We start from the raw sequence: 25,952 nt of genomic DNA, 5'->3' as shown, positions 1-25,952 counted from the left end.
AGGACGGCCTGCCGGGGATCGCCCACCGCCTGGTCGACCCGGGTGCTGAGTCTCTCGTGCCGCTTGACCAGCCCGTTGAGGGCGTCCTCGAGCGCCGCGGTGTCCAGCGGCCCGCGCAACCGGTGCGCGTACGGCAGGACGTACGCGCTGGAGGGCCAGTGAGCTGGTCCAGGAACCAGAGGCTGTGCTGGGCCGGGGACAGCGGGGCCACCCGCTCGGCGCGGAGCGCGGTCCGCGTCCTCATGCGGTGGCCACCCATTCCAGGACGGCCATGGCGCCGGCGGCCTTTAGCCGAGCCTGCGTCCAGGCCAACGAAGACTTGCCGTCCAGCACCTCGCCGGAGACCTCCTCGCCCCGGTGGGCGGGCAGATCGTGCAGGAAGACCGCGTCCGGCCAGCGGTCCATCAGTGCAGCGTCGACATGGAAGGGCCGGAAGATGTCCCGCCAGGAAACATCGGGCTTGGTGCTGCCCGTCGTCTGCCAGCGCGAGGTGTACACGGCGTGGACATCGCCGGTCACGTCGCCCGGAGCGTGCACCTGGGTGACGGAACCGCCGCACCGGGCCGCGGTGGCTGCGGTTTCGGCCAGGACGGCACCAGGCAGTCCGTATCCGGGCGGCGAGGCGAACACGGCGTGGCAGCCGGGCTGCCGGGAGAGCACCCGGGCGAGCGCGACGGCGGTGTTGTTCCCCTCGCCGACGTACAGCACCCGGACGCCGTCGAGGCCGCCGAAGTGGTGGATCAGCGTGGCCAGGTCGGCCAGGCCCTGAGTGGGGTGCTCCTCTGCGGACATCGCGTTGACGACGGGCAGTTCGCCACCGCCGGAGAGCTCCCGCAGTTCCCGCATCGGACCCGCCGTGCGCACGACGAGCAGGTCGAGCATCCCGGCGAGCATCCTGCCGGTGTCGGCGGCGGACTCGCCCGTGTTCGTCTGCAGATCGGTGGGCCCGAAGGAGATCGGTGCCCCGCCGAGCCGGATGGTGCCCGAGGTGAAGGCCGTGCGGGTACGGGTGGAGGTCTTGGTGAACAGGATCCCGGTGACGAGCCCGGCCAGGGGGCGGGTGTGGGCCTCGCGGTCGGTGTGGAGTTCGATGGTCCGGCGGACGATGCGCTGGACGCTGTCGTCGTCGAGGTCGGCCAGGGTGTGCAGGCCGCGGGGCGTAGTCGTAGTCACCGGTCGGCTCCCAGGAGGTCGAGGCGGGTTCCGTGGCCGTCGGCGGTGGCGCGGGCGTACACCCGGGCCAGCAGACCGACGTCGAGGACGGCCATCCCGAAGGGGTTGCTGACGATGACCCCGGTGTCGGGGCGCTCGGCGGGCACGGCCGCTGTGAGGACGTCACCGAGGGTGCCGCGGATGGTGGTGGTCCCGGGCTTCGTGGCTCCGGGGGCGAGCACTCTGCCCTCGCCCAGCAGCCGGCCCAGGACACGGCGCGGGTTGTCGCGGATCAACTCGACGTCGTCGACGTACAGCGCCTGGGCTCGGTCGAACACCTCGGGCAGCAGATCGTCCAGGGAGACGTGGGCGACAAACGTGCCCGGGTGCAGGTCGTCCGGAGTGAGATAGCCGGTGTCGGTGACGGTCAGCGTGATGACGACCGTGCTCGCCGCCGCGGCCTGGGCGGCCCGGCCGTGCGGGACCACGGTGAACGGCAGCCCGCTGCCTCTCACCCAGGTGGCGAACGCGGCCGTGCGCTCCGGCACCAGGTCGTGCACGTGCAGGGTGTGGACGGCGGGGAAGTACCGGGCCAGCAGCTCGGCGTGGGTCCGAGCCTGAGCGCCGCAGCCGATGAGTGTCACCTCCTCGAAGTGTTCCGGGCCGAGATGGCGCAGGCTCGACATGGTGTACGCGCCGGTGCGCAGCGCCGAGAGGTAGGCGGCCTCGGCCACGACGGCCGGGCGCGCGGTCTCGGCGTCGAACAGGAAGCTGACCCCGCCCGCGCGGTCCCTGCCCTGGGCCGGGTTGGAGGTGGCAGCGTTGATCAGCTTCATTCCGTACGCCGTCGGGACGGTCGGGTCGGCGTCGCCGACCGAGCCGAGCATCGCGATGGAACGGCAGTAGGCCCCTTGCGAGTTGGTCCAAGGCAGGTAGCCCTCGGCGGGGAGCGCGGTGCGTCCTGCCGCGTGGCCGCGTAGCACGTCCTCCACGGCCGCCACGGGGTCGATGCCCGCGGCGCAGGTGCGTACGGCCGCTCGGTCGAGGAACAGCAGGTGCTCCGTGATGGTCGCGGGCTCGGGCACGGCTTGGATGGTCATGTCGGTGCGGGTCCTCTCGCTCTCCGGTGTGAGGAGGTCGATTGCGGGGAGTTCGGTCGCTCGTGGGGTCAGAAGTGGGTGCGCGAATGGCCGGCAATCAGATGCAGCAGCGCCTCGTCCGCGCCGCCGGCCAGGCCGTAGGCACGGGCGTCGCGGTAGGCACGCTCGACCGGCCCGCCGTCCAGGTAGCCCGCTCCACCGTGTAGTTGGAGCAGGAGATCGGCGGTCTCGCGCTCCAGCCGACTCGCGCGCAACTTGGCGATGCTCGCCTGCCGCAGAGCAGCGGCGTCCTCGTCGAGCAGCTGGAACACCGCGCCGGTGTACTGCTCGACCAGCGCCAGTTCGGCGTCGAGTTCGGCCAGCCGGAAGGAGATCGCCTGATGCTGCAGCAACGGCCTGCCGAGCACTGCGCGGCCTCGCGCATATGCGGTGGCCCGCTCGAGCATCGTCTCGGCGCGTGCCGCGCAGACCGCAGCCAGGAAGGCCCGCTCGCGGGTGAAGACGCGGGTCAGCGCCTCGTATCCGGAACCCGGCTTGCCCAGCAGGTTCTCCTCCGGCACCAGCACGTCGGTGAAGGTGAGGCGGCCGTGGTCACAGGCACGGTTGCCGAGTTTGCCGGTGTACCGCTCCTGGTATATGCCCGGGAGGCCCGTCGGGACCAGCAACAGGGCCAGTGAGTCGAGTCCGCCCGACCTGTCCGCACCGTGGTCCGCCCCGGCCTCCCTCAGGTGGCAGAGCACGACGGCGAAGTCGGCGACGGAGCCGTTGGTGATGAACGCCTTCTCGCCGTTCAGCCGCAGTCCCTCGGAGCTCCGGACGGCCGTCGTCCGGATAGCGGCCAGGTCCGAGCCGCCGTCCGGCTCGGTGGCGGCCAGGGCCGCGACCAGCTCGCCGCGTACCGCGGGCCTGAGATAGGTGGCACGGACGCCCGCTCCGCCCTCCACGGCGAGCAGGGGCAGCACGATGTCGGTCTGTACCGACAGGCTCATGGCCGGGGAGCCCGCCGGGAGCCGGCCGAGTTCCCGTGCCCACATGTGGGCATAACCCAGGTCGAGCCCGAGGCCGCCGTCGTCGGTGGGCAGTGTCAGACCGAGCAGGCCCTCCTCACCCAGCGAGCGGTAGATCTCACGGGTGGGCATGTCCGCTGCCTTCTCCCAGTCGTCCAGTCCCGGCAGGACGAGCCGCTCCAGCACGGCGCGCACCGACTCCCGGAAGAGCTCGTGGTGCCGGTCCAGGCTCATGACGCACCTCCGGTGACAGCGCGGGTGACGTTCTCCAGAACGAGCAGGTACTGCTCGGCCCAGGCCCGCACGGTCCGACGGCGGAAGAGTGACGGCCGGTAGGTGACAGTGAGCGTCTGCCGCTCGGTCGCGCCACCGGTCAGGCTGAACGCGAGGTCCAGCTTGCTCTGCCGCTCGGCCGGATCGTGCTCGACCCACTGGAAACCGAGGTCGGGGCCGGGGGCCGGGGCCTCGGCGAAGTCCTGGACGGCCAGCGACGCCCTGGCGAGCGGCATGCGCGTCCCGTCGCGGGGCACCCCGAGCCTGCTGACGAGCTGGTCGAAAGGGTACGTCTGGCAGTCGAGCACCTCGGCGGCCTCTTCCCCGGCGCGGGCGACCAGCGTGGGGACGTCACGCACTCCGGCCAGCCGGATCCTGGCAAGCGCCGTGTTCACGAAGAGACCGACGGTCCCCTCGTCCTCGGGGCGTACCCGTCCGGCCATCGGCACGGCGATCACGAGGTCGTCCGAACCGCTGATCCGGTGCAGCAGGACGGCGAGCGCGGCCAGCGCGAGAGTCAGTCGGGTGTGACCGCCCTCGGCGCCCGCCCGGGCGATTGCCGCGCCCAGCCCGGCGGGCAGCGGCATCAACACGTCGTCGCCGTCGTCGTGCTCGTCGACGGGCGAGGGGTCGGTGGGCAGCGGCAGCTCCTCCGGCCGGTCGGCGAAGCGGCGGGTGACCCGGTCGTCCAGCGCCCGCCACCGGGCCGACTCGGTGTGGCGTTCCCAGCGGACGTGGTCGGAGAAGCGGTACGCCGAGGCAGCGGGGCCCGGTTCGCCCGCCCCGACCCGTCGGTAGGCGTCGAGGAAGTCCTCCCACAGGATCGCCAGACTCCAGCCGTCACAGACGATGTGATGCACGATCAGTTCGAGCCGGTAGCGGGCGGGGGCCGTGCGCAGCAGGGCGACCCGGGACAGCGGCCCCGTACGCAGGGAGAGCGGGGTACGGCGCAGGAGGGCGATGCGCTCCTCGACGATCCGGACGCGCACCGCCTCGGGGAAGCGGACCGTGTCCAGGAAGGTGAACTCGGTCAGCGGCTCGCTCTCGACCACCTGGCAGGGCTCCTCGCCCCCCGCCGCAGGCGGCTCGAACCGGGTACGCAGCGCCTCGTGCCGCTCGGCCACCCGAAGCCATGCGGTGCGCGCCACGACGGGATCGAGGTCGCCCGTCACCTCGAAGGAGACGGTGACGAGATGGTCCAGCCGCTTGGGGTCGACCTCGTGCAGCAGCCAGACGCGCCGCTGGGCGGCGGAGAGCGGGAAACAGCGGGCGTCGGCGGCGCCAGTCGCGTCGTCGGGAGCGGGCGGTGTGGCCGGCGGTGCCGGGAACGTGGGCTCGGACACCAGTGCCGCCAGGTGACCGGCCAGGTCCCGTGCCGTCGGATGGTTGAGCACCGCGGTTGCGGGGACCCGCTGACCCAGCGCACGGCTCAGCCGTCCCGCCACCCGCACCGCCAGCAGCGAATTCCCGCCGAGAGAGAAGAAGTTGGCCTCGGGGTCGATGCGGGTGAGGTCCAGCACGTCTCGCAAGGTTGTGGTGGCGGTGTCCAGCAGGGAGGCCGCCGTGCCGGGGGTGACCACGGCTGCGGGCGACCTGCCCTCCGGGAGCGCTGTCATCGCAGTTCTCCTCTCATCGCGTTCTCCAAGTCCCGGCCGAGCTCCGTCAGAAGCCGGTCCCGCTGCTCCCTGAGGTAGAAGTGGCCGCCGGGATAGACCCGCCGGACGCCGGCCCCGTGGGTCAGCGCGGCCCAGCCCGCGTAGGTGCGGTCGGAGACGGTGGGGTCGTCCGCACCGGCGAGCACCACGAAGGGCGTGGCCAGCGAGGGCTGTCCGGGGGGTTCGGCGGACGACCGGTAGGTGTCGTGCAGCCGGAGGTCGGCGCCCAGTGGCCGCAGCACCATGTCGCGCCACTCCGGGTCGTCGAGCAGTTCGGCCGTCCCGCCGTGGTCGAGCCGCCGTACGTAGTCGAGCAGCTCCCGCGTGGAGCGCGGCGGCCCTTCCCCGGCCGGCATCTCCTGCGGCGCCCGGTGTGCGGAGGCGGCGAACAGCAGGGGTGAGGTCCGCCCGCGCCGCGCCAGCTCCCGCAGCAGTTCATAGCCGGTCAGCGCGCCCATGCTGTGGCCGAAGACCGCCAGCGGACGGTGTGCCAGGGGCGTGAGGGAGTCGGCGATCGCGGACACCAATGCCGCCCAGCCGGTGACGGGATCCTCAGCGAAGCGGTCCTCGCGGCCGGGAGGGCACACGGCCACGGGTTCGAAGCCGCCCAGCGGGTACCGGTCCCAGCCCGCGTAGTTCAGGGCGCCGCCGCCCGCGTGGGGCAGGCACAGCAGCACGGGCCCGGACCCATCCCGCCAGTGCCCCGCGCACGGACGCAGCCACCGGGTGTCGGTCAGCTCGCTCATGCCATGTCCTCTCCGGTCACCTCGAGGTCCGCCACGTCGGCCAGCGCGGCACGCCACAGCGGGGCGAGCTCACCGAGGGCCTCCGCGGGCAGATCCCAGCCGATCAGCCGCAGCGACGGGCCGGTGGCACCCGCCGCAACCGTGAACTGGACGGCTCCCGAGCGCGTCGGATCGGCGGCGGTGGGACTGTCGTGATCGGTCATCCGCCCACCTGTGCCCGGCACCGCGGTGCCGAGACCGGCGGCGGTCGCCTCCCCGAGCTCCACCGCGACCAGGAATGAGCTCGTGAGCGCCTCGCGCCGGCCGGGCCAGCGGTGCGCGAGCCCGGGGCAGTGCATCAGCAGTGCCGCAGCCCAGTGGGCGTCCGGCCGTGCGTGCTCGGCCCACGCGGCGGTGGCCGCGCCGAGCACCTGGGCCGCCTCGCCGTCACCGTCGCCGTCCGCAGTGATCAGCAGCGGGACCACATCGGAAAGGTTGGCCACCGCCTCCGTGACGGACCCCTGCCGCGGCAGACTCAGCGGTACGGCCGCCAGGCCCAGCCACCGGTGCACGGCGAGCGCGGCCGCGGCGAGGAGCCTCGGCTCCAGTGCGTCCCGGGTGCCGTGGAGCAAGGACGCGGGCAGCTCACCTGCCGTCACCTCGGTCACCGTGCTGTCCGTGGTGAGGCGGGGCGCCAGCCGCCGCTGAGCCTGCCGCTCCGCCTCCAGGAAGTCGTTGAGGTGCGGTACGGGGCGCATGCCACGGGCTCGCTCGGACAGTTCCGCCAGCTGCTCGGTGAGCGGCACCAACGGGGTGGGTCGCGCACCGAGGCCCAGTTCGGCGGCGAGTTCGCGGCTGATGCGGCGCAGGGCGTTGCCGTCCACCAGCAGGTGCCGCACCGCCACCAGCAGCCGCGTCGCGCCCGGCAGCCTCACCAGGGCGGCGGCGACGGGCAGTGCGCGCCGCAGCCCGGTGTGGCGGAACAGCAGCGGACGCACCCGGTCGACGAGGGACAGGCTGTCCCCCTCCAGGACGGGAAGGTCGAAGCGGACGACGCGCAAGGCCCGCAGTCGCAGCCGTGCCTGGCTCGTGTCGAGCCTCGCCCGGAGCAGCGGGTGGCGTCCGACGACCTCGGTGAGTGCGTCGCGCACGGCGTCGGGATCGACGTTCCGGGGCAGCCCGAGGGTGAGGACCGCATGGTCGCCGGTGTCCTCGGTGTCCCCGCCGAGCAGGGCGAGCGAGGTGGCCGGGGGCAGGTCGAGGGACCCTCCCGCGTCGTCCGCCAGTTCGTGCCGGGGCTCCAGCAGCAGTCGGGCGTCGTCGGCACCGTCGTCCTGGGCGTCCGCCCCGTCGGCCGCGGCGGGCGGTCCCTCGCTGGTGGCCCGCTCGGCGAGGGCTCGCACCGTACGGGCCTGCAGGAGGTCCGCGGCGCGGATTCTCACCCCCTTCTCGCGCAGCAGCGCGACCACGCGGAACGCGAGCAGCGAGGACCCCCCGCGGACGAAGAAGTCGTCGTCGGCACGCACCCGGGGCACCCCCAGTACCTCCGCCCAGGCGGCGGCGATCGCCGACTCCACGGGGCCGCGAGGCTCCGCACCGGCCGCCGCCGCGCTCGTGTGCCATTCGGCGACCAGGGTGAGCAACCGGTCCTTGTCCACCTTTCCGTTGGTGGTGAGGGGCACGGCCGTGAGGGGCGCGATGACGTGCGGCACCATGTACTCCGGGAGCCGCTCGGCCAGTTCGGCGCGGACCCGCTCCCCGGACAGGCCGGGGCCGACGTAGCCGCACACGATCTGCTTGGCCGGCTCGGTGCGCAGGACGACCGCGCCCGCGGTGACCCCCGGGACCGCGGTCAACGCCGCCTGGATCTCTTCGAGTTCGATGCGGTACCCGGACACCTTCACCTGGCTGTCGGTGCGGCCCTGGAACTCCAGCACCCACTGTCCGTCGAACTCGACGAGCCGTGCCAGGTCCCCGGTCCGGTACAGCCGCTCGGTGCTGCCCTCCGCCACCGTCCGCACCCGGAAGCTGCGCTCGGTCGCCTCCGGGGAGCAGTACTGCTGGGCCAGCCCCGTTCCCGCCAGGTACAACTCGCCCGTGATGTGCGGCGGACACAGCGCCCCCCGCTCGTCGAGGACGTACGCGCGGTAGTTGGGCAACGGCCGGCCGATCGGGACCTGGCCCTCTGTCACGCCCGGATCGATGAGGAACTCGGTGGCGTTGACGGTCGCCTCGGTGGGCCCGTAGATGGTGTTGAGGCGGGCAGGAGAGTCCACGACGCGGTGCCAGCGATGGGTCTGGTGGAAGAAGTACGTCTCACCCCCGACGACGATCCAGCGCAGGGCGGGCAGTGCCGCATGGCCGCGCCGCGCGGCCGCGTCGAGCAACTGCACCCAGTGCGGGGTCACGATGTCCAGGTGGGTGATCCGCTCGGCGGCCAGCCAGTCCAGGAATTCCCCGCCGTCGCGCTGCACTTCGTCGGGCACGACCACCAGGCAGGCGCCGCTCAGCCACGCCGGGAACAGCTGCTGCACGGACGGGTCGAAGGTCAGCGGCGCGGTCTGGCACAGCCGGTCGTGCGGGAGCACGTCGTGGCGGTCGATGTACCACGCGCAGAAGTTGAGCAGGGCTTCCTCGCCGGTCATCACGCCCTTCGGGGTGCCGGTGCTGCCCGAGGTGTAGATGACGTACGAGGTCCGGTCCCGCGGTGGCTCGGCCGACGGCCGACGGCCCCGCGGAGTGCCCTCGGCAGCGGTCCAGCCGGTGGGGGCGGTAGGGCTCGCTCCGGCCACCACTCGTGCCGTCAGACCGGTGCCGACCCCGGTGCCGGCGAGGGCGGCCGCCGCTGGGGCGTCCGCCACCAGGGCCACGGCACCCGAGTCCGCCAGCATGAACTCCAGCCGACGTGCCGGGCCGTCCGGAGCGAGCGGGAGGTAGGCGCAGTTCAGCTTGAGCGCGGCCAGCAGCGCGGCGTACTCGGCCCGCCTGCGCGCCGCGGCGACGGCCACCGTACTGCCCTGCGCCACCCCCTGTTCCGCCAGCAGTCCGGCGATCCGATCGGCCTCGGCGTGGAGTTCCCGGTAGGTGTAGTTGCCGTCGTCGGCTTGCACGGCGGGCTCGTCGGCGCATCGCGCGGCGACCTCCTCGAGCCTGCGTACCAGGGCGGGGCCCTCAGGCCACGGCCGGGCCTGGTCGTTGAGGGCCGTCCAGGCCGCCCGCTCGTCGGCGGTCAGCAGTGCGTCCAGAGCGAGACCGGACTCCGTCGTTGCGTGGGACGTGGTGGTCATGGGGCTGTGGTCCTTCCTGCGGTCTGGGGCTCATCACGACGTGCGACATCCGGTGGGTGCGGACGCAGGGGACGGCGCGGGCAGGGGCCTATGCCGTTGCGGCCAGGCGGTCCAGGGCCCTGCGGATCTCGCGGGCGAGCACGGCCGCGGTGGGAGCGGAGACCTCGGCGGGGTCGTACTCGAGACGGCAGTGGAAACCTTCGGCGCCCTCCCTATGACAGACGAGGGCGAGCGGTTCGGAGCCGGTCTCGCGCCACCAGGAGGCGGCAGGGGCGCGGCGCAGGGGTGCCGGGCCGGCCGGGGCGTCGGGGTAGTTCTGGAACACGAAGGCGGCGGCGGGATCGCGCACGGCCGGTGCGAGCCCGGCCAGCAGTTCGTCGGGGTCGGCGGCGTCCTGGGCCAGGACGGCGGCGAGGTGACGGTGCAGACGTCGCAGCCGCTCACGGGGGGTGCCCGAGAGGTCGACCGGCACGGGCAGGCTGCGGGCGAGACACGCCACGGCACCGTCGATGTGCGGGATGTCGACGTTGCGGCCGGAGGAGACGACGCCGAGTGGGAAGACGCGCTGGCGGCACACTCGGCCCAGCCCCTCGGCGTACGCGAGGAGGTATCCGGTGCTGGGCGCGCACCCGGCGGCCGTGGCCACGGCCCGCAGTGCGGCGTCGGTCTCCGGCGCGACGGCCCAGTCCACGTGCGCGCGGTCCGTGTCGCCGCCGGCGCGGCCCGGCGGCAGCGCCAGGGAGCTGACGGCACGCAGCTCGGTCAGCCACTCCCGCGACGGCTCGGGGGACGGCGACTCGGCGAGCCGACGGGCCAGTTCGCGCAGCGGGAGCGCCGCTGCGGGCAGTGGGCGGAAGCGGCCCTGGCGCAGACCCGCGTACAGGGTCTCGAACTCGTGCTGAAGCAGCTCCCAGGACCAGCCGTCAGAGATGACGTGGTGGAGCGTCCACACGAGAGTGAACCGGCCCGGTTCCAGCTCGAAGGCGGCGACCTTCAGCAACGGCGGCACGGACAAGTCGAACCCGTCCCGCAACGCGGCGTCGGCGTGGGCGCGGCCGAGGTCGCGCCGCGCTGCCGCGCCGGTACCGTCCGCCCGGTGCACACTGAGCGGAATCGTCACCCGCTCCTTGGTCGTGGCGCGGAAGCCGTCGGCACGACTCTCCACTCCCATGCGCAGCACCTCGTGCCGCTCGGCCAGCAGATCGAGCGCCGTGCGCAGCGCGTCGGCGTCCAGCTCCTCCTCGTACTCGTGGCTCTCCTGGACCAGTCCCAGCTGCGATACACGGTCGCCGAGCAGTGTCGCCACGGCGAGCCGCCGCTGTGCGGGCAGCAGCGTCGGCACGTCGGCGCGTGGAACGGCCCGGGCGGCAGTGGTCCGGCCGGCCAGGGTGCGGTCCAGGTGGCCCGCGAGCCGTCGCACCGTGGGGTGCGTGAACACGTCCATGGACTGGATGGGCAGCCCTGCCGCGGCGCACTCGTGGCGCACCCGGATGGTGGCGATGGAGTCCCCGCCGCTGCGGAAGAAGTCGTCGTCGGGACCGAGCTCCGGCAGCCCCAGCACCTGGCGCCAGACGGTGAGGAGCCGCCGCCCGGTGCCGGTCAGGGCCGGGCTCCGCGTACCGTGGTCGCCCTGGTCCGCGAGGTCGCGCACCAAGCGCGCGCTCGCCCTCCGGTCGGTCTTGCCGTTGGCGGTGCGCGGCAGGGCGTCGACGACGACCACCCGGGTCGGGACCATGGCGGCGGGCAGTTCCCCGGCGAGCGAGGCGCGCAGGGCGGTGCCGACGACTGGTGAGCGGGTGACGACGACGGCGGCCAGTTCGTGCTCGCCGTGTTCGTCGTCCAGCACCACCGCGATCGCCTCGGCGACCCGCGGATCGGCGTGCAGCTCCCGCTCCACCTCCGCGAGTTCGATGCGGACGCCGCGCACCTTCACCTGGTCGTCGCGCCGCCCCGTGAACACCAGGTCACCTTCCGCGGTGTACCGGACGAGGTCTCCGGTGCGGTACCAGCGGGCGCCCTCGCGCGTGGTGAACCGCTCGCGGGTGAGCGCCGGATCGCCGAGGTAGCCGCGCGCGACGCCGACGCCGGCGAGGAGGAGCTCGCCGTCGGCCTCGGGCGGGCACGGATGCCCGTCCGCGTCGAGGACCAGGGCACGCAGCCCGGGCAGGGGACGGCCGATGGGCGGTGCCGCACCGGTGACGGGCCGGGTCACCTCGTAGGAGGTGGCGTCGACGGTCACCTCGGTGGGACCGTAGATGTTGAACAGCCGGTGCCCCTGCTGCCAGGGCCGCCAGGCGTTGACCCGGGCGGCCGGCAGGACCTCGCCCGCCAGCAGTACGGCCCGGAGATCGGGCAGGACCACCTCGCCCGCGGCGATGCGGCCGGCGCAGTGCGCTACGACCGGGGCCCACAGGGAGGGCACGGAGTCCCAGTGGGTGACGCGCTGTTCGGCGAGCCAGCCGTACAGCCGCGCGCCGTCGACCCGCACGGATTCGGGCACCGGCAGCAGGGTCGCCCCGGCCGACCAGGCGGAGAAGATCTGCTGCACCGAGGCGTCGAAGTGCAGGGAGGCGTTCTGGGTGACCCGGCTGCCCGGGCCGAGGTCCGTGGTACGGGCCACCCACCGCGCCAGGTTGACCGCGCCGCGATGCTCGACGAGCACGCCCTTGGGCGCTCCGGTGGAACCCGAGGTGAAGATCGCGTACGCCACGTCGTCCGGCTGGGGTTCGCCCCGGAGCATGGTTCCGGACAGCGTGTCGCCGGCTTCGGGCAGCGCGTCGAACTCCGTGAGCGCCCCGGCGCCGATTCTGCCGCGCTGGAACGGCAGCGCATGGTCGACGAGGAGCCCTGCGATTCCGGTGAGGCCGAGCCCGGCCCACCCCTCCGCGTCGGTGGCCACCGCCGCTAGTTCCGCCCGCCGGGCGAGCTCGCGCAGCCGCCGCACCGGTGCCGCCGGGTCCAGCGGCACGTAGGCTCCGCCCGCGGCCAGCACCCCGAGCAGGATCGGGTAGACGTGCAGCGACCGGTGTGCGACCACACCGACGCGCAGCTCTTGTTCCGGGCCGGTGCGCAGTCCCACCGCCCACTGGGCCACCCGGGCCGCCGACTTGGCCAACTCGCGGTAGGTCAGGGCCTGGTGGCCCACGCGTACAGCTTCCGCCTCCGGTGTGCGTGCCACCTGCTCGAGCACGATCCGCACCAGGGTGGTGTCCGTGTCCCAGGACGGTGCGGGACCGTCCAGTCCGCCGGGGAAGGCCCGACGGTCGGCCTCGGTGCGCAGATCCCAGCTGGTGAAGTCCAGATCCGTCATCGCTCGCTTCCCCGTCGGTTCGGCAGTGGCTGGTCGTCCGGCGCGCCGCTCCCGGCGCCTGCGGTGCTCCTGGTCACGTGGGAGGCGCGCAGACCGCGCCCCAGGAGGGCGTACACGGCGAGGCCCAGCAGCACCACCTCGAAGAACAGCACGGTGCCCTGGGACCCCCACCGGTCGAGGAGGAAGCCGGTGAGGGCGTAGCCGAGAGGAAGGCTGCTCTTCGAAAGGAAGGTCATGAAGCCCTGCACCCGGCCGAGCTGGTCGCTGTGGACCTGGCTCATCAGGTACTTCATCTGGATCACGTTCAGTACGGCGACCTGGAGCGCGACCAGTCCCCAGACCAGACCGATGCCCCATCCGGGCAGGTCGACCAGGAGCAGCGGGAAGAGCAGCGCCGTCAGCCAGTGCTTGCCGACCACGGCGGTCCGCAGCCCGAGAACCACCTCGATGCGCGGGGCGAGCGCCGCACCGAGCAGGCTGCCCACGCCCGCGGCCGTGAAGACGGTGCCCACCTCGAAGCCCGAGGCTCCGCTCTCCTTGGCCAGCACGATCAGCAGCAGCCCGATCCCGGCGAAGAGGAAGTCGCCCACGGCTGTCAGCAGCGTCAATGTGCGCAGCAGCGGCAGCCGCACGGTGATCCGCATGCCTGCCGTCAGCTCGCTGCGCCAGCGCAGTGGCTCGGGGGCACCCTCGGGCCCGAGCCGCGACCTGATCGCCAGGATGGCGGCGGCGATGGCCACGAAGGACAGCGCGTCGAGGAGGAACGGCGCGGCCGGGCTCATGCTCTCGAACATCAGGCCCGCCAGCGGCGGTGCGATCAGGGCCGAGGTGCCGAAGATCGTCTCGCTCTGGCTCGCCGCCTCGCCCAGCTTGTGCGGACCGGTGATCCCCGGCAGCGCCGCCGTGTCCGCGATGCGGTATGCCGTCGCGGCGAGGCTGCTGACGAACGCGACCACGTACAGCTGGGGCAGGCTCAGCGAGTCCATCAGGAACGCGACGGGCACGGTGCCGATCGAGGCCGCGCTGAGCAGGGAGGCCGCGACCATCACCGCCCGCCGCGAGACCCGGTCGACCAGCATGCCGAGCGGCAGGCTGAGCAGCAGCGGAGGGATTGACCCCACGCTGCCGGCGAGGCCGGCGTGGAGCGGGGAGTCGGTCAGCAGCAGCACGATCAGCGGCAGGGCGACGGCGGTGACCTCGTCGCCGACGGCGCTGAGCATCGTGCCGCCCCACCAGAGCCGGAAATCACGGTTGCGCCGCAATGACGTCGGCTTGTCGTCGCTCGCGTCGCGGGGGGACGTGGCGCAGCCACAGGGGCTCTGGGCAGGGTCGGCGGCCCTGTGCTCTGCCGCCCGCGGCGATGCGGGCCTTTCCTCCGCCGCTTTCCCGGAAGGCGTCGAGGTCACTTCGTCCCCTTCCGCCGACCGTGCGTCCCGTGCGCACCCAGTTCCTCGGTGAGCGCCGCCAGACCCCGCTCCAGCTCCCCGCGCGGGCAGGAGAACCCGATGCGCATCCGGTCCGTGTGCCCGAAGACGCGGCCGGGGACCACCAGCACGCCGTACTCGGACAGCAGCCTCTCGCAGGCGCCGGTGACGTCCGTGTGGGCGGTGAAACGGGGGAACGCCGTTACCCCGCCGCGCGGAACGGGGCACTCGACAGCCCCCTCGCTCTGCGCCGCCCACCGCAGCACCAGCTCCCGGTGGCGCCGCGCCTCGGCCAGCCGAGGCGCGATCAGGGCGTCCGCGTTCTCAACGGCGACGGCCGCGATGCGTTCCGCCAGCGGGGACAGACTGAGTGTCAGGTAATCCCGGATCCGGACCAGTTCCGGGACCAGGTCACGGGGGACGACACACCAGCCGACCCGCAGCCCCGGCAGGCCGTACGCCTTGGACAGAGTGCCGAAGGACAGCACACGATCGAGGTCCTGGGACGGGTCCGCCAGCGGTGGGTGGTCGTAGGTCAGGTCGGTGAACGCGCCGTCCCACACCAGGAGCGCCCGGCTGGCCGCCACCAGGTCGAGCAGTTCGGCACGGCCCCCCGGGTCCACGCAGGCACCGCTCGGATTGTGTGGGAAGTTCACCACCACCAGGCGGGTGCGCTCGCTGAGCACCGCCCGCAGATCGGCCAGGTCCGGGGCGAAGCCGTTCTCCGGCCGCAGTGGCCAGGGCCGCAGCACCGCACCGGCCGTGGCGGCGAGCGCCGACAGCGAGTGGTAGGCGGGCGTGGCGACGACGACCTCGTCGCCGGGGCGTACCAGGGCGGTGAAGGCGAGGAATAGCGCCTCACTGGAGCCGTGGGTCGTCATCACCACATGGCCGAGGCCGGGGCGAACCCGGGCCGCTACGGCGGCGCGCAGCCGCTCGTCGCCCAGCGACGGACCGTCACGGAACATCAGCCGGTCCAGCTCCTGCGTGCCGAGCGACGCGGCGTCGAGGGCGCGCAGCTCCCCAAGGGTGTAGTTGTGTACGCCGCTGCTGCTGATGTCGGTCTTCGCCTGGAAGTAGCGCTCGCGCAGCCAGTCCTCCAGGGGCGCCGCGGGCAACGCGAGCGGGCCCGCGCCGACGGGGCCGGTCACCGCTGCCCCAGGACGCGCGAGTCGCCGCCGGCCCGTACCTCCCGCGACCGGTGCAGATCGCGGGTGATGTTGATGCGCTTGAGCCAGCGGTCCCGGCCGTCGTACCGGGGCTGGAAGGCACGCCTGCCGTGCACGGCCCTGCGGTTGTCGATGAAGGCCACGTCGCCCGCGTCGAGCACGAGCTCGTACAGGGACGCGTCGATCAGCTTGCGCAGTGTCCCCAGGGCCGACGCGGCCTCCTCGTCGCCCTCGGCGGGGGCGCTGAAGTCGCCGTCGACCCGCAGGTGGGGCGCGGCACGGTGGCCAGTGAGAATCGCCACCGATTCGGGCCGGTCGGCGGCCCGGGCGATGTCGTCGAACTCCGCCCGGGTCAGCTGCGCCGTGGTGTTGTTGACCGGCAGGTGGGAGTCGTCGGGCCGGATTAGGAAACGATCCTGGAACAGTACGTCGAGGGACCGCTCGTCCAGGTCGTCCAGAGGGGCACCGGCCAGGGTGGTGGCCACCCGGTCGGGATTGCGCAGCGACAACAGGCCCACGTAGTCGGCCCGGTGGGGCGAGAACGCGTCCTCGGTGTGCCAGCCGAGCTCCTGCCGGCTGCTGGAGCTGACCAGGGTGTGCTCGCCGCCTTTGATCGGCAGGACGTCGGTGACGACCCGGCCGTCCTGCTGGGTGGCCCAGCCGAAGACGTCGCCGAGCAGACCCGCGTAGAGCGTGAGCAGGAAGGAGAGCGGGCGCGAGCCGGGGGTGCGGGCGCTGCGCCAGTGGGTGGGGGTGGGGCCCAGCGCCGCGTCGTCGACGAGGTTGCCCCGTACGACGAGGGCGTGCCGCCGTTCGTCGAGCCGTTCCCGGGCGATGAATGTGCGCAGCCGCCTGGGCAGTTCGTGGGAGATGACCGGACCGTCGAGGAGGAAGTCGGGGGCGTCGGCCTCGTCATACCGCTGTGAGCATCGGTCCGCCAGCGCGGCGCAGGCCGCGGCTTCCTCAGGGGTCAGCCGTAACTCGCTCCACGGCCGGACCGGCGTGGCGACCGAGTCCGGCGGCGCGGTACCGTGGTGCGTCGTGGGGGGTTCGGTCATCGCGATGCGTCCTCCTCGGATGGCGTGCTGAGGGCCGGGGTTATGTCGTCGACCGGCTCGAAGCCGGGACAGGCCGCTCCCGTGCGGTGCCGCAGCCGGTACGCCTCGGCGGGCAGGCCCATTCGGTCCAGCCATGCAGGGTGGTAGACGGTCGGGCCGTAGTGGTCGCCCAGGTCCGGGCAGAGACAGAGGGCGTGGCGCACCTCGGGATGCCGGTAGAGGTACTCCAGACAGCCGGCCAGCACCGCACCGCTGGAGCCGCCGACCGCGATGCCGGTGTCCGCTCGCAGGGTGTGGCAGCAGGCCACGGCCTGCCGTTCGTCGACGAGCAGCACCTCGTCGGTGCTGGCGGCGGTGAGGAAAACGGACCGCCTGCTGGCACCGATTCCGGTCAGGGCCCGGGGACGGGGTACCCCGCCGAACACGGTCGAGCCCCTGACGTCCACCGCGACGATCCGCAGCCCGGGCCGGGTGCGCCGGAAATGGAGGGACAGCCCGGCGAGGGTGCCGCCGGTGGAGACCCCGGCGAAGAGGGCCTGTGCGCCATCCCCCGCCTGTCCGTCGAACTCGGGCGCCGTCCAGGTCTCGTGGATGCGCCAGTTGGCGTCGTTCTCGTACTGGTTGGGCCACACGGCGTGCGGCAGGTCCCGCACCAGCTCCCGCACCCGGGCCAGCCGGTCCTGCAGGTGGGTGGTGGCCTCGTCGGGCGTCCTGACCCAGTCCAGCTCCCCGCCGTTGGCCTCGATGGCCTGCTGGATGACGGGGGACTGCCGGTGGTCGACGACGGCGATGAAGCGCAGCCCCAAGTCCCGGCAGATCGCGGACAGCGCCAGCCCGAGGTTGCCCGAGGTCGATTCGACGACGGTGGCGCCGGGAGCGATCAGGTCACCAGCCACCGATCGGATCAGGCTGAGCGCGGTGCGGCCCTTGACCGACCTCCAGGGCGAGTGGCCCTCCAGCTTCAGTGTGATGGTCCTGGGGATGCCCGCGATCTCGGCCCGGACCGTGCGGACCGGGGTGACCGGATAGGCGGCCATGGCACGGCCGACATGCTCCAGTACGGGGTTGCCGGACGCGGGCGGAGGGCAGGGGCTGTCGCCAGGGGTGGCCGCTGCTGTCGACGGCGGCGAAGTGGGTGGCATCTCCTCGTCCTCGTCTCGCTCCTGGGCGTACAGGTGGGGGTTTGTCGTTCGCGGGTGATGCGGCACGTCGGTCTCGGTGACGGCGCGGCTCAACCCTGCGGGTCCAGCGGGACGTCGATGTCGGCGAGGAATCCCAGCAGCGTGGCCTCCCACTGGTTCCTGACGCGGGTCATCCGGCCGTGGCCGAACCGCGCGAGTTGGTGCTCGAAGACACCGACCAACCCGTCAGGAGTGTCGAACACCTCCAGTAGCAGGCTGAACTTGGCCGTGCCGTTGAACACTGGCTCCAGCGGAGTGACGCCGATGCCGTCGAGGCGCAGCGGAGTGCGGGTGTCCAGGTAGGAGAAGGCGATGTCGCTGCCCGGGCCCTGGCCGGCGCCACGCTGCCCGCCCAGCTCGTCCACGATCACGTCGAAGGACACGTGGGCGTGCTCGAGCACCCTGCGCCAAGTCTCGTCCAGGGCGGCGACGGACTGACGTGCCGTGAGCCCCGGCCTCCTGCTCAGTCGCAGCGGTACGTGATTGATGAAGAGCCCCACGACATCGGCCACCCGCTGGTCGGTGCGGCCCGCGACCTCGACACCGATCACCTGTTCCGCCGGACCCTCGGCGGTCACGGCGAGGGCGAAGGCCGTGAGCGTGAGCACGAACGGCGTCACACCCAAGTCGGCGGCGACGAAACGTAGTTGGCTGGACAGCTCGGCCCCGAGACGCACGGCCCGGCTGTCGCCCGCCCGGTCGGTGTCCGCGGCGCCCGCCGGTCCGGCGCCGGGGGAAAGACCCGCCAACTCCTGCCGCCAGAAGGCCAGGTGGGACCGGTGGGCGCCGGCGGCGACACGTTCGCTCTCCCACCAGGCGCAGTCGGTGAAGGTGAGCCGCGGAGGCGGAAGCCGCAGGTCGCCGCCTGTGGCGCGCTGCCGGTACAGGGCCTCCAGGTCCCGCCACAGGACGTCGAAGGACCAGCCGTCGACGACCATGTGGTGCGCGGTGAAGACGAACACCCACTCCTCGGCACCGGTCCGCGCCAAAGTCACCTCCACCAGCGGGCCGTCCAGCTCGAAGACCCTGCGCCCCGCCTGCTCCAGGAGCCGCTGCACCGCCGCCTCACCGGCTCCCCGCACGTCGGTCCGCACCAGGGGTACGGTCTCCTCGTCGCCCACGGCCAACTCGGGATCTTCACCGCCTACGATCCGCGTGCGCAGCGCCTCATGGCGGGCCACCAGGTCCCGCAGGGCTCCCTCGAAGGCCGCCTCGTCGAGCGGACCGCACAGCCGGAACGCCTCCGAGATGGTGTACGCGGCGGAACCGGGCCACAGCTGTTCGTCGATCCAGACCCGGCGCTGCGCCGCGGACAGCGGTGCGCGGTCGGCGCCGCGCCGCAGCAGGCCGACGTCGTCCGGTGCCTGGCCGCCGTCCGGCTCCGGCAGGGCGGCGGCCAGGTCACGCAGCACCGGATGGCGCAGGAACAGGGTCAGCGGCGCCCTGATCCCCAGTTCCGCCCTGACCCGGGCGGACAGGGTGGCCACGAGCAGCGAATGACCTCCCAGAGAGAAGAAGTTGTCATCGGGGCCCACCTCGTCGGTGTCCAGCAGGTCCCGCCAGATCCCCGCGAGGGCCCGCTCCCGGGGCCCGTTCAGCGTCGGCCGCGCCGAGTCGCCGGAACCCGGGGCGACGGCGTGCGCCTCCCAGGGATCGGGCAGCACCGCGCGGTCCAGCTTGCCGTTGACCGTCAGCGGCAGGGCGTCAAGCGTGACGACGGCGGTGGGCACCATGTAGCCCGGCAGCCGCTCCGCCAGCCTCGCACGCAGGGCCTGGTCCGTACCGTGCGGTGGTTCGGCCCGAACCGCGTAGGCGACGAGGTGGGCGGCCTCCGGGCTGTCCGGCCTGCGGACCACGGCCACGGCGGCGGTCACCCCCGGCTGCTCGCACAGCACGCCTTCGATCTCGCCCGGTTCGATGCGGTGGCCGCGCAACTGCACCTGGAAGTCGCTGCGGCCCTGGAAGTCCAGGAGCCCATCCCCGGTGAACCGGCCCAGGTCGCCCGTGCGGTACATCCGCGTGCCGGGCGGTCCGTAGGGGTCGGGGAGGAAACGGTCGGCGGTCAGCGCCGGCCGGTCCAGATAGCCTCGGCCGACCGGGTCCCCGGATACGTACAGCTCGCCCACCGTCCCGTGCGGCACCGGCCGCAGCCCCTCATCGAGCACGTACACACGGGTGTTGGGGAAGGGACGGCCGATCGGCAGCCGATCGGTGTCGGTACCGCCTCGGACGTCGAAGTCGGTCATCTCCACCGTGGTCTCGGTGGGGCCGTACATGTTGCGCAGCTCCGCACCGAGCAGTTCCAGACAGCGTCGCGCGGTCCGCACGGGCAGGGTCTCACCACTGGTCATCACCTGACGCAGAGAGGGGCAGCGGCCGGGCCCGTCGAGCGTCTCCAGCAGAACGTGCAGCATGCTGGGCACGAAGTGAGCGACGGTCACCCGCTCCCGCTCGATCGCCTCGACCAGGTAGTCCGGGTCGGCGTGCAGCCCGGCCTCCGCGACGACGAGTGTGGCGCCGTTGCTCAGTGCCCAGAAGACCTCACGCACGGACACGTCGAAGGAGAGCGGCGACTTCAGCAGCAGCCGGTCGTCCGGGGTGAGCCGGAACTTCTCCTGAAGCGTCGTGAGGTAGTTGACCACGCTGCGGTGTTCGACCATCACCCCTTTGGGACGGCCCGTGGAGCCCGAGGTGTAGATGACGTACGCGAGGTCCTGGGGGCGCGGCACCGGTTCGGGAGGCGTGGCCGGGAAGCGGACCAGCGCCTCGTGGTCCTCGACGAGGAGGACGGTCACGCCCGGCAGTTCCGGCAGCGAGGCGGCCGCCTGCCGCCCGGCGAGCAGGACCCGGGCACCGCTGTCGGAGACCAGCCCGGCGAGCCGCTCGGGCGGGTTGTCCGGCTCGATCGGCACATAGCCGCCGCCCGCCTTGAGCACCCCGTACACAGCGGTCAGCACCTCGGCGCTACGGGCGAGGCAGAGGGCGACCGGTGTGTTGGCGCGGACACCGTGCTCGCGCAGGGCGTGCCCGAGGCGGGAGGAGCGCTCGTCGAGGTCCGCGTAACTGAGCGTGGAGACCGCGCCGGTCGCGTCGCGCCAGGTCAGGGCGGTGCGTTGCGGGGTCAGGGCTACCTGGCGGGCGAACATCCCGGTCAGCGTGAGATCGTCCGGCAGAGGCCGTTCGGGACCCGCGCCCAGGGCCAGCAGCGCATCCAGCGCGGAGCCGGACAGCAGGGGCAGCCGGGCCACCTCGGTACCGGGGGCGTCCACCGCGGCGGTCAGCAGGGTCTCCATCTGCTCCGCCCAGCGCCGCACGGTCGTGTGCTCGTAGACGTCCGTGCTGAATTCGATGCTCAGGGCCATGCCGGCGTCGGTCGGCGGCCGGAAGATGAACAGCGCGTCGCACTGCGCGGAACCGTCGTCCGTCTCCAGAGCGCGCACGGCGAGGCCGGGCAGGTCCGGGCTGTCGGGGAAGTCGTCGTACAGCGCGATGACCTGGAAGACGGGGGTGCGGCGCGCGTCGCGGCGCACGCCCAGTTTCTCGACGACCCGGGCGAAGGGCACCGTGGAGTGGTCCATGGCGTCGAGCAGGCTCCGCTCGGCGCGCTCCACCACCGTGGCGAACGGGGTGCCGGGGCCGACCGGCCAGCGCAGCGCCACCGAGTTCAGGCACAGGCCCACGAGGTCGTCCAGCTCGGCGTCGAAACGTCCGGCGACCGCACTGCCGATCACCACGTCCTCGTGGCCGCCCGCCCGGTGGAGCAGGGTGCTCAGCCCGGCGAGCAGGACCACGAACGGCGTCGTGCGGTGCGCGGCGGCGAGTGTGCGCACAGCGTCGGAGCCGCGCGGTCCGAAGGCCAGCCGCAGGGTCGCGCCCCGCCCGGTGCGCTGCGCGGGCCGGGGCCGGTCCAGGGGCAGGGTCACTTCCTCGGGGATGCCGTTCAACTCGGCGGTGAAGTACTCCAGATCCCGGTCGGTGACGCCGTCGCGCTCGTTGCGGCGCTCGATGTCCACATAGCGCTGGTAGCTGACGACCGGCCGCCGGGGTGCGGGTTCTCCGGTTGTGCGGGCCCGGTAGTGCGCGGCGATGTCCTCCAGCAGCACATCGGTCGACCAGCCGTCCGCCACGATGTGGTGCAGCACCATCACCAGAAGGTGCTCCTCGGGGCCGAGCGGCACCAGCACCGGGCGGAAGAGCGGTCCGGCCACCAGGTCGAGGCCGGCCGTCTGTTCGGCGACCATCCGCCGCACCACGTCGTCGGGGTCGCCGCCCGGCTCCGGCGGCGCATGCCGCAATCGTAATGCCTCGGACGGTACCTCGGCCCGTACGGGGGTGCCGTACCGGTCGGGGAAGCACGAGCGGAGCGAGTCGTGCCGCCGTACCACCGCGTCGACGGCCCAGCCCAGCGCCTCGGTGTCCAGCGTGCCGGTGAGGTGCAGGGCGAGGGTGATGGTGTACTCGGCGGGGGTCTCGGAGATCTGCGTCAGGAGCCACATGCGGTGCTGGGCGGCGGACAGTTCGGCTGTCGCGGCGGGCTGCGCAGCGTCGTCGAGGGGGTCGGCGAGAGTGGGGCGCAGGGCGTCGGCCAGCTGAGCGGGGGTCTGGTGCTCGAAGACCGCGCGTACGCCGATCGTGGTGTCCAGGGCCGAGCGCAGCTTGGCCACGAGCCGGGTCGCGTGCAGTGAGTTGCCGCCCTTGTCGAAGAAGCTCTCGTGCGGGGCCACAGGGATGCCGCCCAGGACGTCGGCCGCGGCGTCGAGGACGGTGCGCAGGACGGGGTCGGCGCGCTCGGACACCATGGGTGTCGTGGACGCGCCGTGCCGGGCGGCGAGTTCGGCCAGCACGTTCCGGTCGGTCTTGCCGTTGGGGGACAACGGCAGCGCGTCCAGCGCAACGAGCCGCGCGGGGACGAGAGCGGCGGGCAGCCGCTGTGCGAGGAAGCCGCGCAGCTCTTCGACGTCGGCCACCGCGCCGGTGAAGAATCCGGTCAGGGCGGCCTGCGTACCGCTGCCCGCCGTGACGACGGCGGCCAGGGACACCTGCGGATGAGCGGTCATCGCCGCCTCGATCTCGCCGGGCTCGATCCGGCGGCCGTGCAGCTTCACCTGGTGGTCGATGCGCCCCAGCAGCCGCAGCTCGCCGCCGTCCTCCACCCGGCCCAGGTCACCAGTGCGGTAGAGCCTGCTGCCGGGAGGGCCGTACGGGTCGGGCAGGAAACGCCGTGCGGTCAGGGCCGCACGCCCGTGGTACCCCCGGGTCACGCTGGCCCCGCCCAGATAGACCTCGCCCACCTCGCCCTGAGACAGCTGCCTCATCTCGTCGTCCAGGACGTACGCGGTGGCTCCGGCCATGGGACGGCCGACCAGCACCGGCGCGTCCGGCCGGTCCCGCGGTGCCGTCCACCACGTGGAGTCGACGGAGACCTCGGTCGCCCCGTACAGGTTCACCAGGTCGCACCGGAGACGATCGTGCACATCGGCCACCAGCGCGGGGTCGAGCGCCTCCCCACTGACGAAGATCCGGCTCAGCCCGGCGCACTGCCGGGGATCGAGCCCGTCCACGAAGGTCCGCAGCAGCGAGGGCACCATGTGAAAGGACGTCACACCGTGTTCGGCTATCAGCCCGCTCAGATAGCGGGCGTCCGTGTGGCTGCCCGAACGGGGTAACACGGTGGCGCCGCCGGTCAGCAACGGCAGGAAGATCTCGTAGACGGAGACGTCGAAGGAGAGCGAGGTGACCTGTAGCATCCGGTCGCGCGGCCCCATCGGGAAGTGCCGCAGCATGCCCAGCAGATAGCTGACGATGCCGCGGTGCTCGACCATCACGCCCTTGGGCAGCCCGGTGGAGCCCGAGGTGTAGACGACATACGCCAGGTTGGCGGGCCGTGCGGCCGCCTCGACCGGCGCGAGGGGACGCTGGGCGGACAACCCGGCCTCGCCCTCGGTAACGCTGTCCAACGGCACCACCGAGACACGCCCCGTCCTGCCGCGCAGTTCCCCGGGCAGCCGGTCCCGCAGGGCTTGGCGCAGTACGACGGCGCCTGCCCCCGAGTCCTCCAGCATGTGGCGGATCCGCGCGGCCGGATACGCCGGATCGACGGGTACGAACGCTCCTCCCGCCTTCAGGACGCCCAGCAGCGCGACGACCAGCCCGGGATCGCGTTCCAGCATCACCCCGACGGGCGTCTCGGCTCGGACACCGAGAGCCCGCAGCCGATGGGCGAGCCGCGTGCTGCGCTCGTCCAGTTCGGCGTAGGTCAGCAGCTCGTGGTCGTGGACGACGGCAGTCGCCCGGGGCGTTGCGGCGGCCTGAGCGCCGACGAGCTCGTGCAACGTCGCGTCAGGGCCGGCTGGGCCATTCGACGCTGCGGCAATCGATGCGGTCAGGGCAAGCGGGTGACGTGCGTCATCTCTGGCTTCCATACAGGGAGACTCCCGGCATTGAGCTCGCTTACGGCGGCCGTTCCATGATGCGTGGCCAAGGAATTTTGATCAATTGTTCTTTCGTCGCTGTGCGTGCAGGCCCCTTCGGCGGTCTGCAACATGCAACTTCGGTGGCAGGACGGATTCCGCCTAGGGGATCAACGCTTTTTCGCCGACAGGAGCGCCAGCTCCGGAACACCCACCCGGAATGCCGGTATCGATGGCGGCGAATCGCACCTCGTTGAGATTCCACGGAAGACAGGTAACCGGGGAGGGACCCGATCCTCGCAGAACGTTTGGTTCTTCCCGCCGAATACTCCGGCTGAAGATCGTAATCTTCATGGCTGGTATGCGACTTGTCGCTGGTAATGGCTGGCGCGTGATCGATGCTGATGGCGGCGGCGCCAGTCGGACAAGCCGAGCCGGTGGGTCATGTCGTGGAGAGGTTGGATGGCGAGCGTAAGGCCACGCCTGGCCGAGATCATCGACAATCTCAACGCACGCATCGCAGAAGCCGAACGCGAGGGCTGGCTTGGCGAAATTGAAGGACTCCAGGTCAGCCTCTCGGGGGCCGAGGTCAAGCTCGCCCAGATCGATCAGGGAACAACCGTGAACCTCGGCATGCCCGACCCCAGCCGATTCGCCGGGCGCACGATCGCTACCAACAACCCGCGAGGCCCTGGCCAGCCTCCGGCCGGTAGTTTCAGGGAAAGCCGCCAACAACGACGACCACAATAGGTTCGCCTTGGTCATCCCGTTGGATCGATGCGGCCCGGACAGCATGAAGAGGTACCCGACACTGCAGAGCTTCGGGCACGGCTGCGGCACGTTCTCTGGATCGGTGGCGGGAGTGGTGCAGGCAAGTCGACGACCGCCCGCCGACCGGCCGACCGCTACGGTTGGCGCCTCTACGCGACCGACGACGTGATGCGGGACACGCGGGGCGGACCACCCTCGAGAGTCAGGAGCATTTCGGACGCGCGGATCTCCCCCTTGCGCGGGAACCTGATGATGGTTGCAGTGACCGGCGTGTCAGTGCAGTTCGGCCTCTCGCTTCCAGACCAGTAATCGAAAGAGATTTGCCCTTTTCGCCGAAAATGCCCAGACGATCACAGCGCTACTCCCATCCGACAGGAAGGCCCGGCGGGATATTCAGGTGTCGAACCGCACTCCGCCGAGCCACGTGACCTTTTCGGGGTCGTGGTGGTCGAAGATGCGGCTGCGTCCGGTGTCCAGGTCGGCGATGCGTGTCATCTCGTCGGCGGTGAGCTGGAAGTCAAAGACGTCGAGGTTTTCTGCCATGCGCTCCGGGCGCACCGACTTCGGGATCACGACCATCTTCCGCTGGATGAGCCAGCGAAGGGCGATCTGGGCAACGGACTTGTCGTGGGCGCGGGCGATGTCGACGAGCACAGGGTTCTCGAAGAGGCCCTGGCCGCCTTCGGCCAGCGGTCCCCAGGACTCGTGCTGGACGCGGTACTCGCCCATCAGCTTCTGGTCGTTGGCCCGTTGGAAGAACACGTGCGTCTCGATCTGGTTGACCGCGGGGACGGTCTCGTTGTGGGTGATGAGGTCGGCGAGCCGGTCGGGGTAGAAGTTGCTGACCCCGATCGCCCGGGTGTGGCCGGTCCGGTTGATGTCCTCCATGGCCCGCCAGGCGCCGTAGTAGTCGCCGAAGGGCTGGTGGATCAGGTAGAGGTCGAGGTAGTCGAGGCCGAGGCGGTCGAGCGAGCGGTGGAAGGCGCGCTTGGCGCTGTCCTGGCCGTAGTCCTGGACCCACAGTTTGGTGGTGATGAACAGTTCGTCGCGAGGGATGCCGCTGGCGGTGATGGCCCGGCCTACGGCTCGTTCGTTCTCGTACGCGGCGGCGGTGTCGATGAGGCGGTAGCCGGCGTCCAGTGCGGCCTCCACCGCCCGCTGGGTCTGGTATTCGGGGATCTGGAAGACGCCGAAGCCGAGGATCGGCATCTGCACGCCGTTGTTGAGGGAAACGTGGGGGACCTTGCTGGTCATGACTGAAACCTTCGCTTTCTGGCTGTGGGAGGGGGACGTCGGCCGGGCGGCAGCCGCTGGGGCAGCGGTGCTTGATGCGAGCCGGGACGGAAGTGGCGAGGGTGGGTTCGGCGACGGGGCCGTCATCGAGGACCTGGTCGACGGCCACCAGGTCGTCCGGCTGATGCACGCCAGAT

The 25,952-nt window shown here is 72.1% G+C and carries 14 protein-coding genes; 1 reads left to right on the top strand and 13 read right to left on the bottom strand.

Annotated features, from left to right (window positions below; all coding sequences use genetic code 11):
* Window positions 1-240 precede the first annotated feature (240 nt).
* From ACZ6TD_RS47350 to ACZ6TD_RS47295, 12 genes are all read right to left on the bottom strand, one after another.
* Window positions 241-1,173 carry an ornithine carbamoyltransferase gene (locus ACZ6TD_RS47350; RefSeq protein WP_471348381.1) on the bottom strand — a complete coding sequence of 311 codons (933 nt, stop codon included), beginning with the start codon at window positions 1,171-1,173 and terminating at the stop codon, window positions 241-243.
* A complete protein-coding gene (locus ACZ6TD_RS47345) occupies window positions 1,170-2,252 on the bottom strand; it encodes a hypothetical protein (protein ID WP_471348379.1) in 1,083 nt (360 codons plus the stop codon). Before ACZ6TD_RS47345 ends, ACZ6TD_RS47350 begins: the two co-directional genes overlap by 4 nt.
* Before the next feature lie 68 nt (window positions 2,253-2,320).
* The gene (locus tag ACZ6TD_RS47340; RefSeq protein ID WP_471348377.1) at window positions 2,321-3,493 is read right to left on the bottom strand and encodes an acyl-CoA dehydrogenase family protein; all 1,173 of its coding nucleotides are present in this window, start codon (window positions 3,491-3,493) and stop codon (window positions 2,321-2,323) included.
* A complete protein-coding gene (locus ACZ6TD_RS47335; protein WP_471348375.1) occupies window positions 3,490-5,148 on the bottom strand; it encodes a condensation domain-containing protein in 1,659 nt (552 codons plus the stop codon). Before ACZ6TD_RS47335 ends, ACZ6TD_RS47340 begins: the two co-directional genes overlap by 4 nt.
* The gene (locus tag ACZ6TD_RS47330; RefSeq protein WP_471348373.1) at window positions 5,145-5,933 is read right to left on the bottom strand and encodes a thioesterase II family protein; all 789 of its coding nucleotides are present in this window, start codon (window positions 5,931-5,933) and stop codon (window positions 5,145-5,147) included. Before ACZ6TD_RS47330 ends, ACZ6TD_RS47335 begins: the two co-directional genes overlap by 4 nt.
* A complete protein-coding gene (locus ACZ6TD_RS47325) occupies window positions 5,930-9,199 on the bottom strand; it encodes an amino acid adenylation domain-containing protein (RefSeq protein ID WP_471348371.1) in 3,270 nt (1,089 codons plus the stop codon). Before ACZ6TD_RS47325 ends, ACZ6TD_RS47330 begins: the two co-directional genes overlap by 4 nt.
* A gap of 88 nt (window positions 9,200-9,287) precedes the next feature.
* On the bottom strand, window positions 9,288-12,509 hold the full coding sequence (locus tag ACZ6TD_RS47320) for an amino acid adenylation domain-containing protein (protein ID WP_471348368.1): 3,222 nt from the start codon (window positions 12,507-12,509) through the stop codon (window positions 9,288-9,290).
* Entirely contained in the window at window positions 12,506-13,729 is a 1,224-nt protein-coding gene (locus tag ACZ6TD_RS47315) for an MFS transporter (protein WP_471348366.1), read from the bottom strand. Before ACZ6TD_RS47315 ends, ACZ6TD_RS47320 begins: the two co-directional genes overlap by 4 nt.
* Window positions 13,730-13,911: 182 nt before the next feature.
* Entirely contained in the window at window positions 13,912-15,084 is a 1,173-nt protein-coding gene (vioD, locus tag ACZ6TD_RS47310; RefSeq protein ID WP_471348364.1) for a capreomycidine synthase, read from the bottom strand.
* Window positions 15,081-16,160: an arginine beta-hydroxylase, Fe(II)/alpha-ketoglutarate-dependent gene (vioC, locus tag ACZ6TD_RS47305; RefSeq protein WP_471348362.1), complete on the bottom strand. Its 1,080-nt coding sequence runs from the start codon at window positions 16,158-16,160 to the stop codon at window positions 15,081-15,083. The genes vioD and vioC overlap by 4 nt, the downstream gene beginning before the upstream one ends.
* Window positions 16,157-17,302 carry a cysteine synthase family protein gene (locus ACZ6TD_RS47300; protein WP_471348360.1) on the bottom strand — a complete coding sequence of 382 codons (1,146 nt, stop codon included), beginning with the start codon at window positions 17,300-17,302 and terminating at the stop codon, window positions 16,157-16,159. The genes vioC and ACZ6TD_RS47300 overlap by 4 nt, the downstream gene beginning before the upstream one ends.
* Before the next feature lie 89 nt (window positions 17,303-17,391).
* The gene (locus tag ACZ6TD_RS47295) at window positions 17,392-23,673 is read right to left on the bottom strand and encodes an amino acid adenylation domain-containing protein (protein WP_471348358.1); all 6,282 of its coding nucleotides are present in this window, start codon (window positions 23,671-23,673) and stop codon (window positions 17,392-17,394) included.
* A gap of 540 nt (window positions 23,674-24,213) precedes the next feature.
* Here ACZ6TD_RS47295 and ACZ6TD_RS47290 point away from each other — a divergent pair.
* Window positions 24,214-24,501: a hypothetical protein gene (locus ACZ6TD_RS47290; protein WP_471348356.1), complete on the top strand. Its 288-nt coding sequence runs from the start codon at window positions 24,214-24,216 to the stop codon at window positions 24,499-24,501.
* A 414-nt stretch (window positions 24,502-24,915) separates the two neighbouring features.
* Here the strand turns inward: ACZ6TD_RS47290 and ACZ6TD_RS47285 are convergent, their stop codons facing one another.
* Window positions 24,916-25,776, bottom strand: coding sequence for an aldo/keto reductase (locus ACZ6TD_RS47285; RefSeq protein ID WP_471348354.1), 861 nt, complete (start codon window positions 25,774-25,776; stop codon window positions 24,916-24,918).
* Window positions 25,777-25,952: the final 176 nt, after the last annotated feature.

The sequence above is a fragment of the Streptomyces yongxingensis genome, from assembly GCF_055597465.1.
The sequence above is the reverse complement of the archived record's forward strand: the minus strand, read 5'-3'. Positions and strand labels throughout refer to the sequence as shown.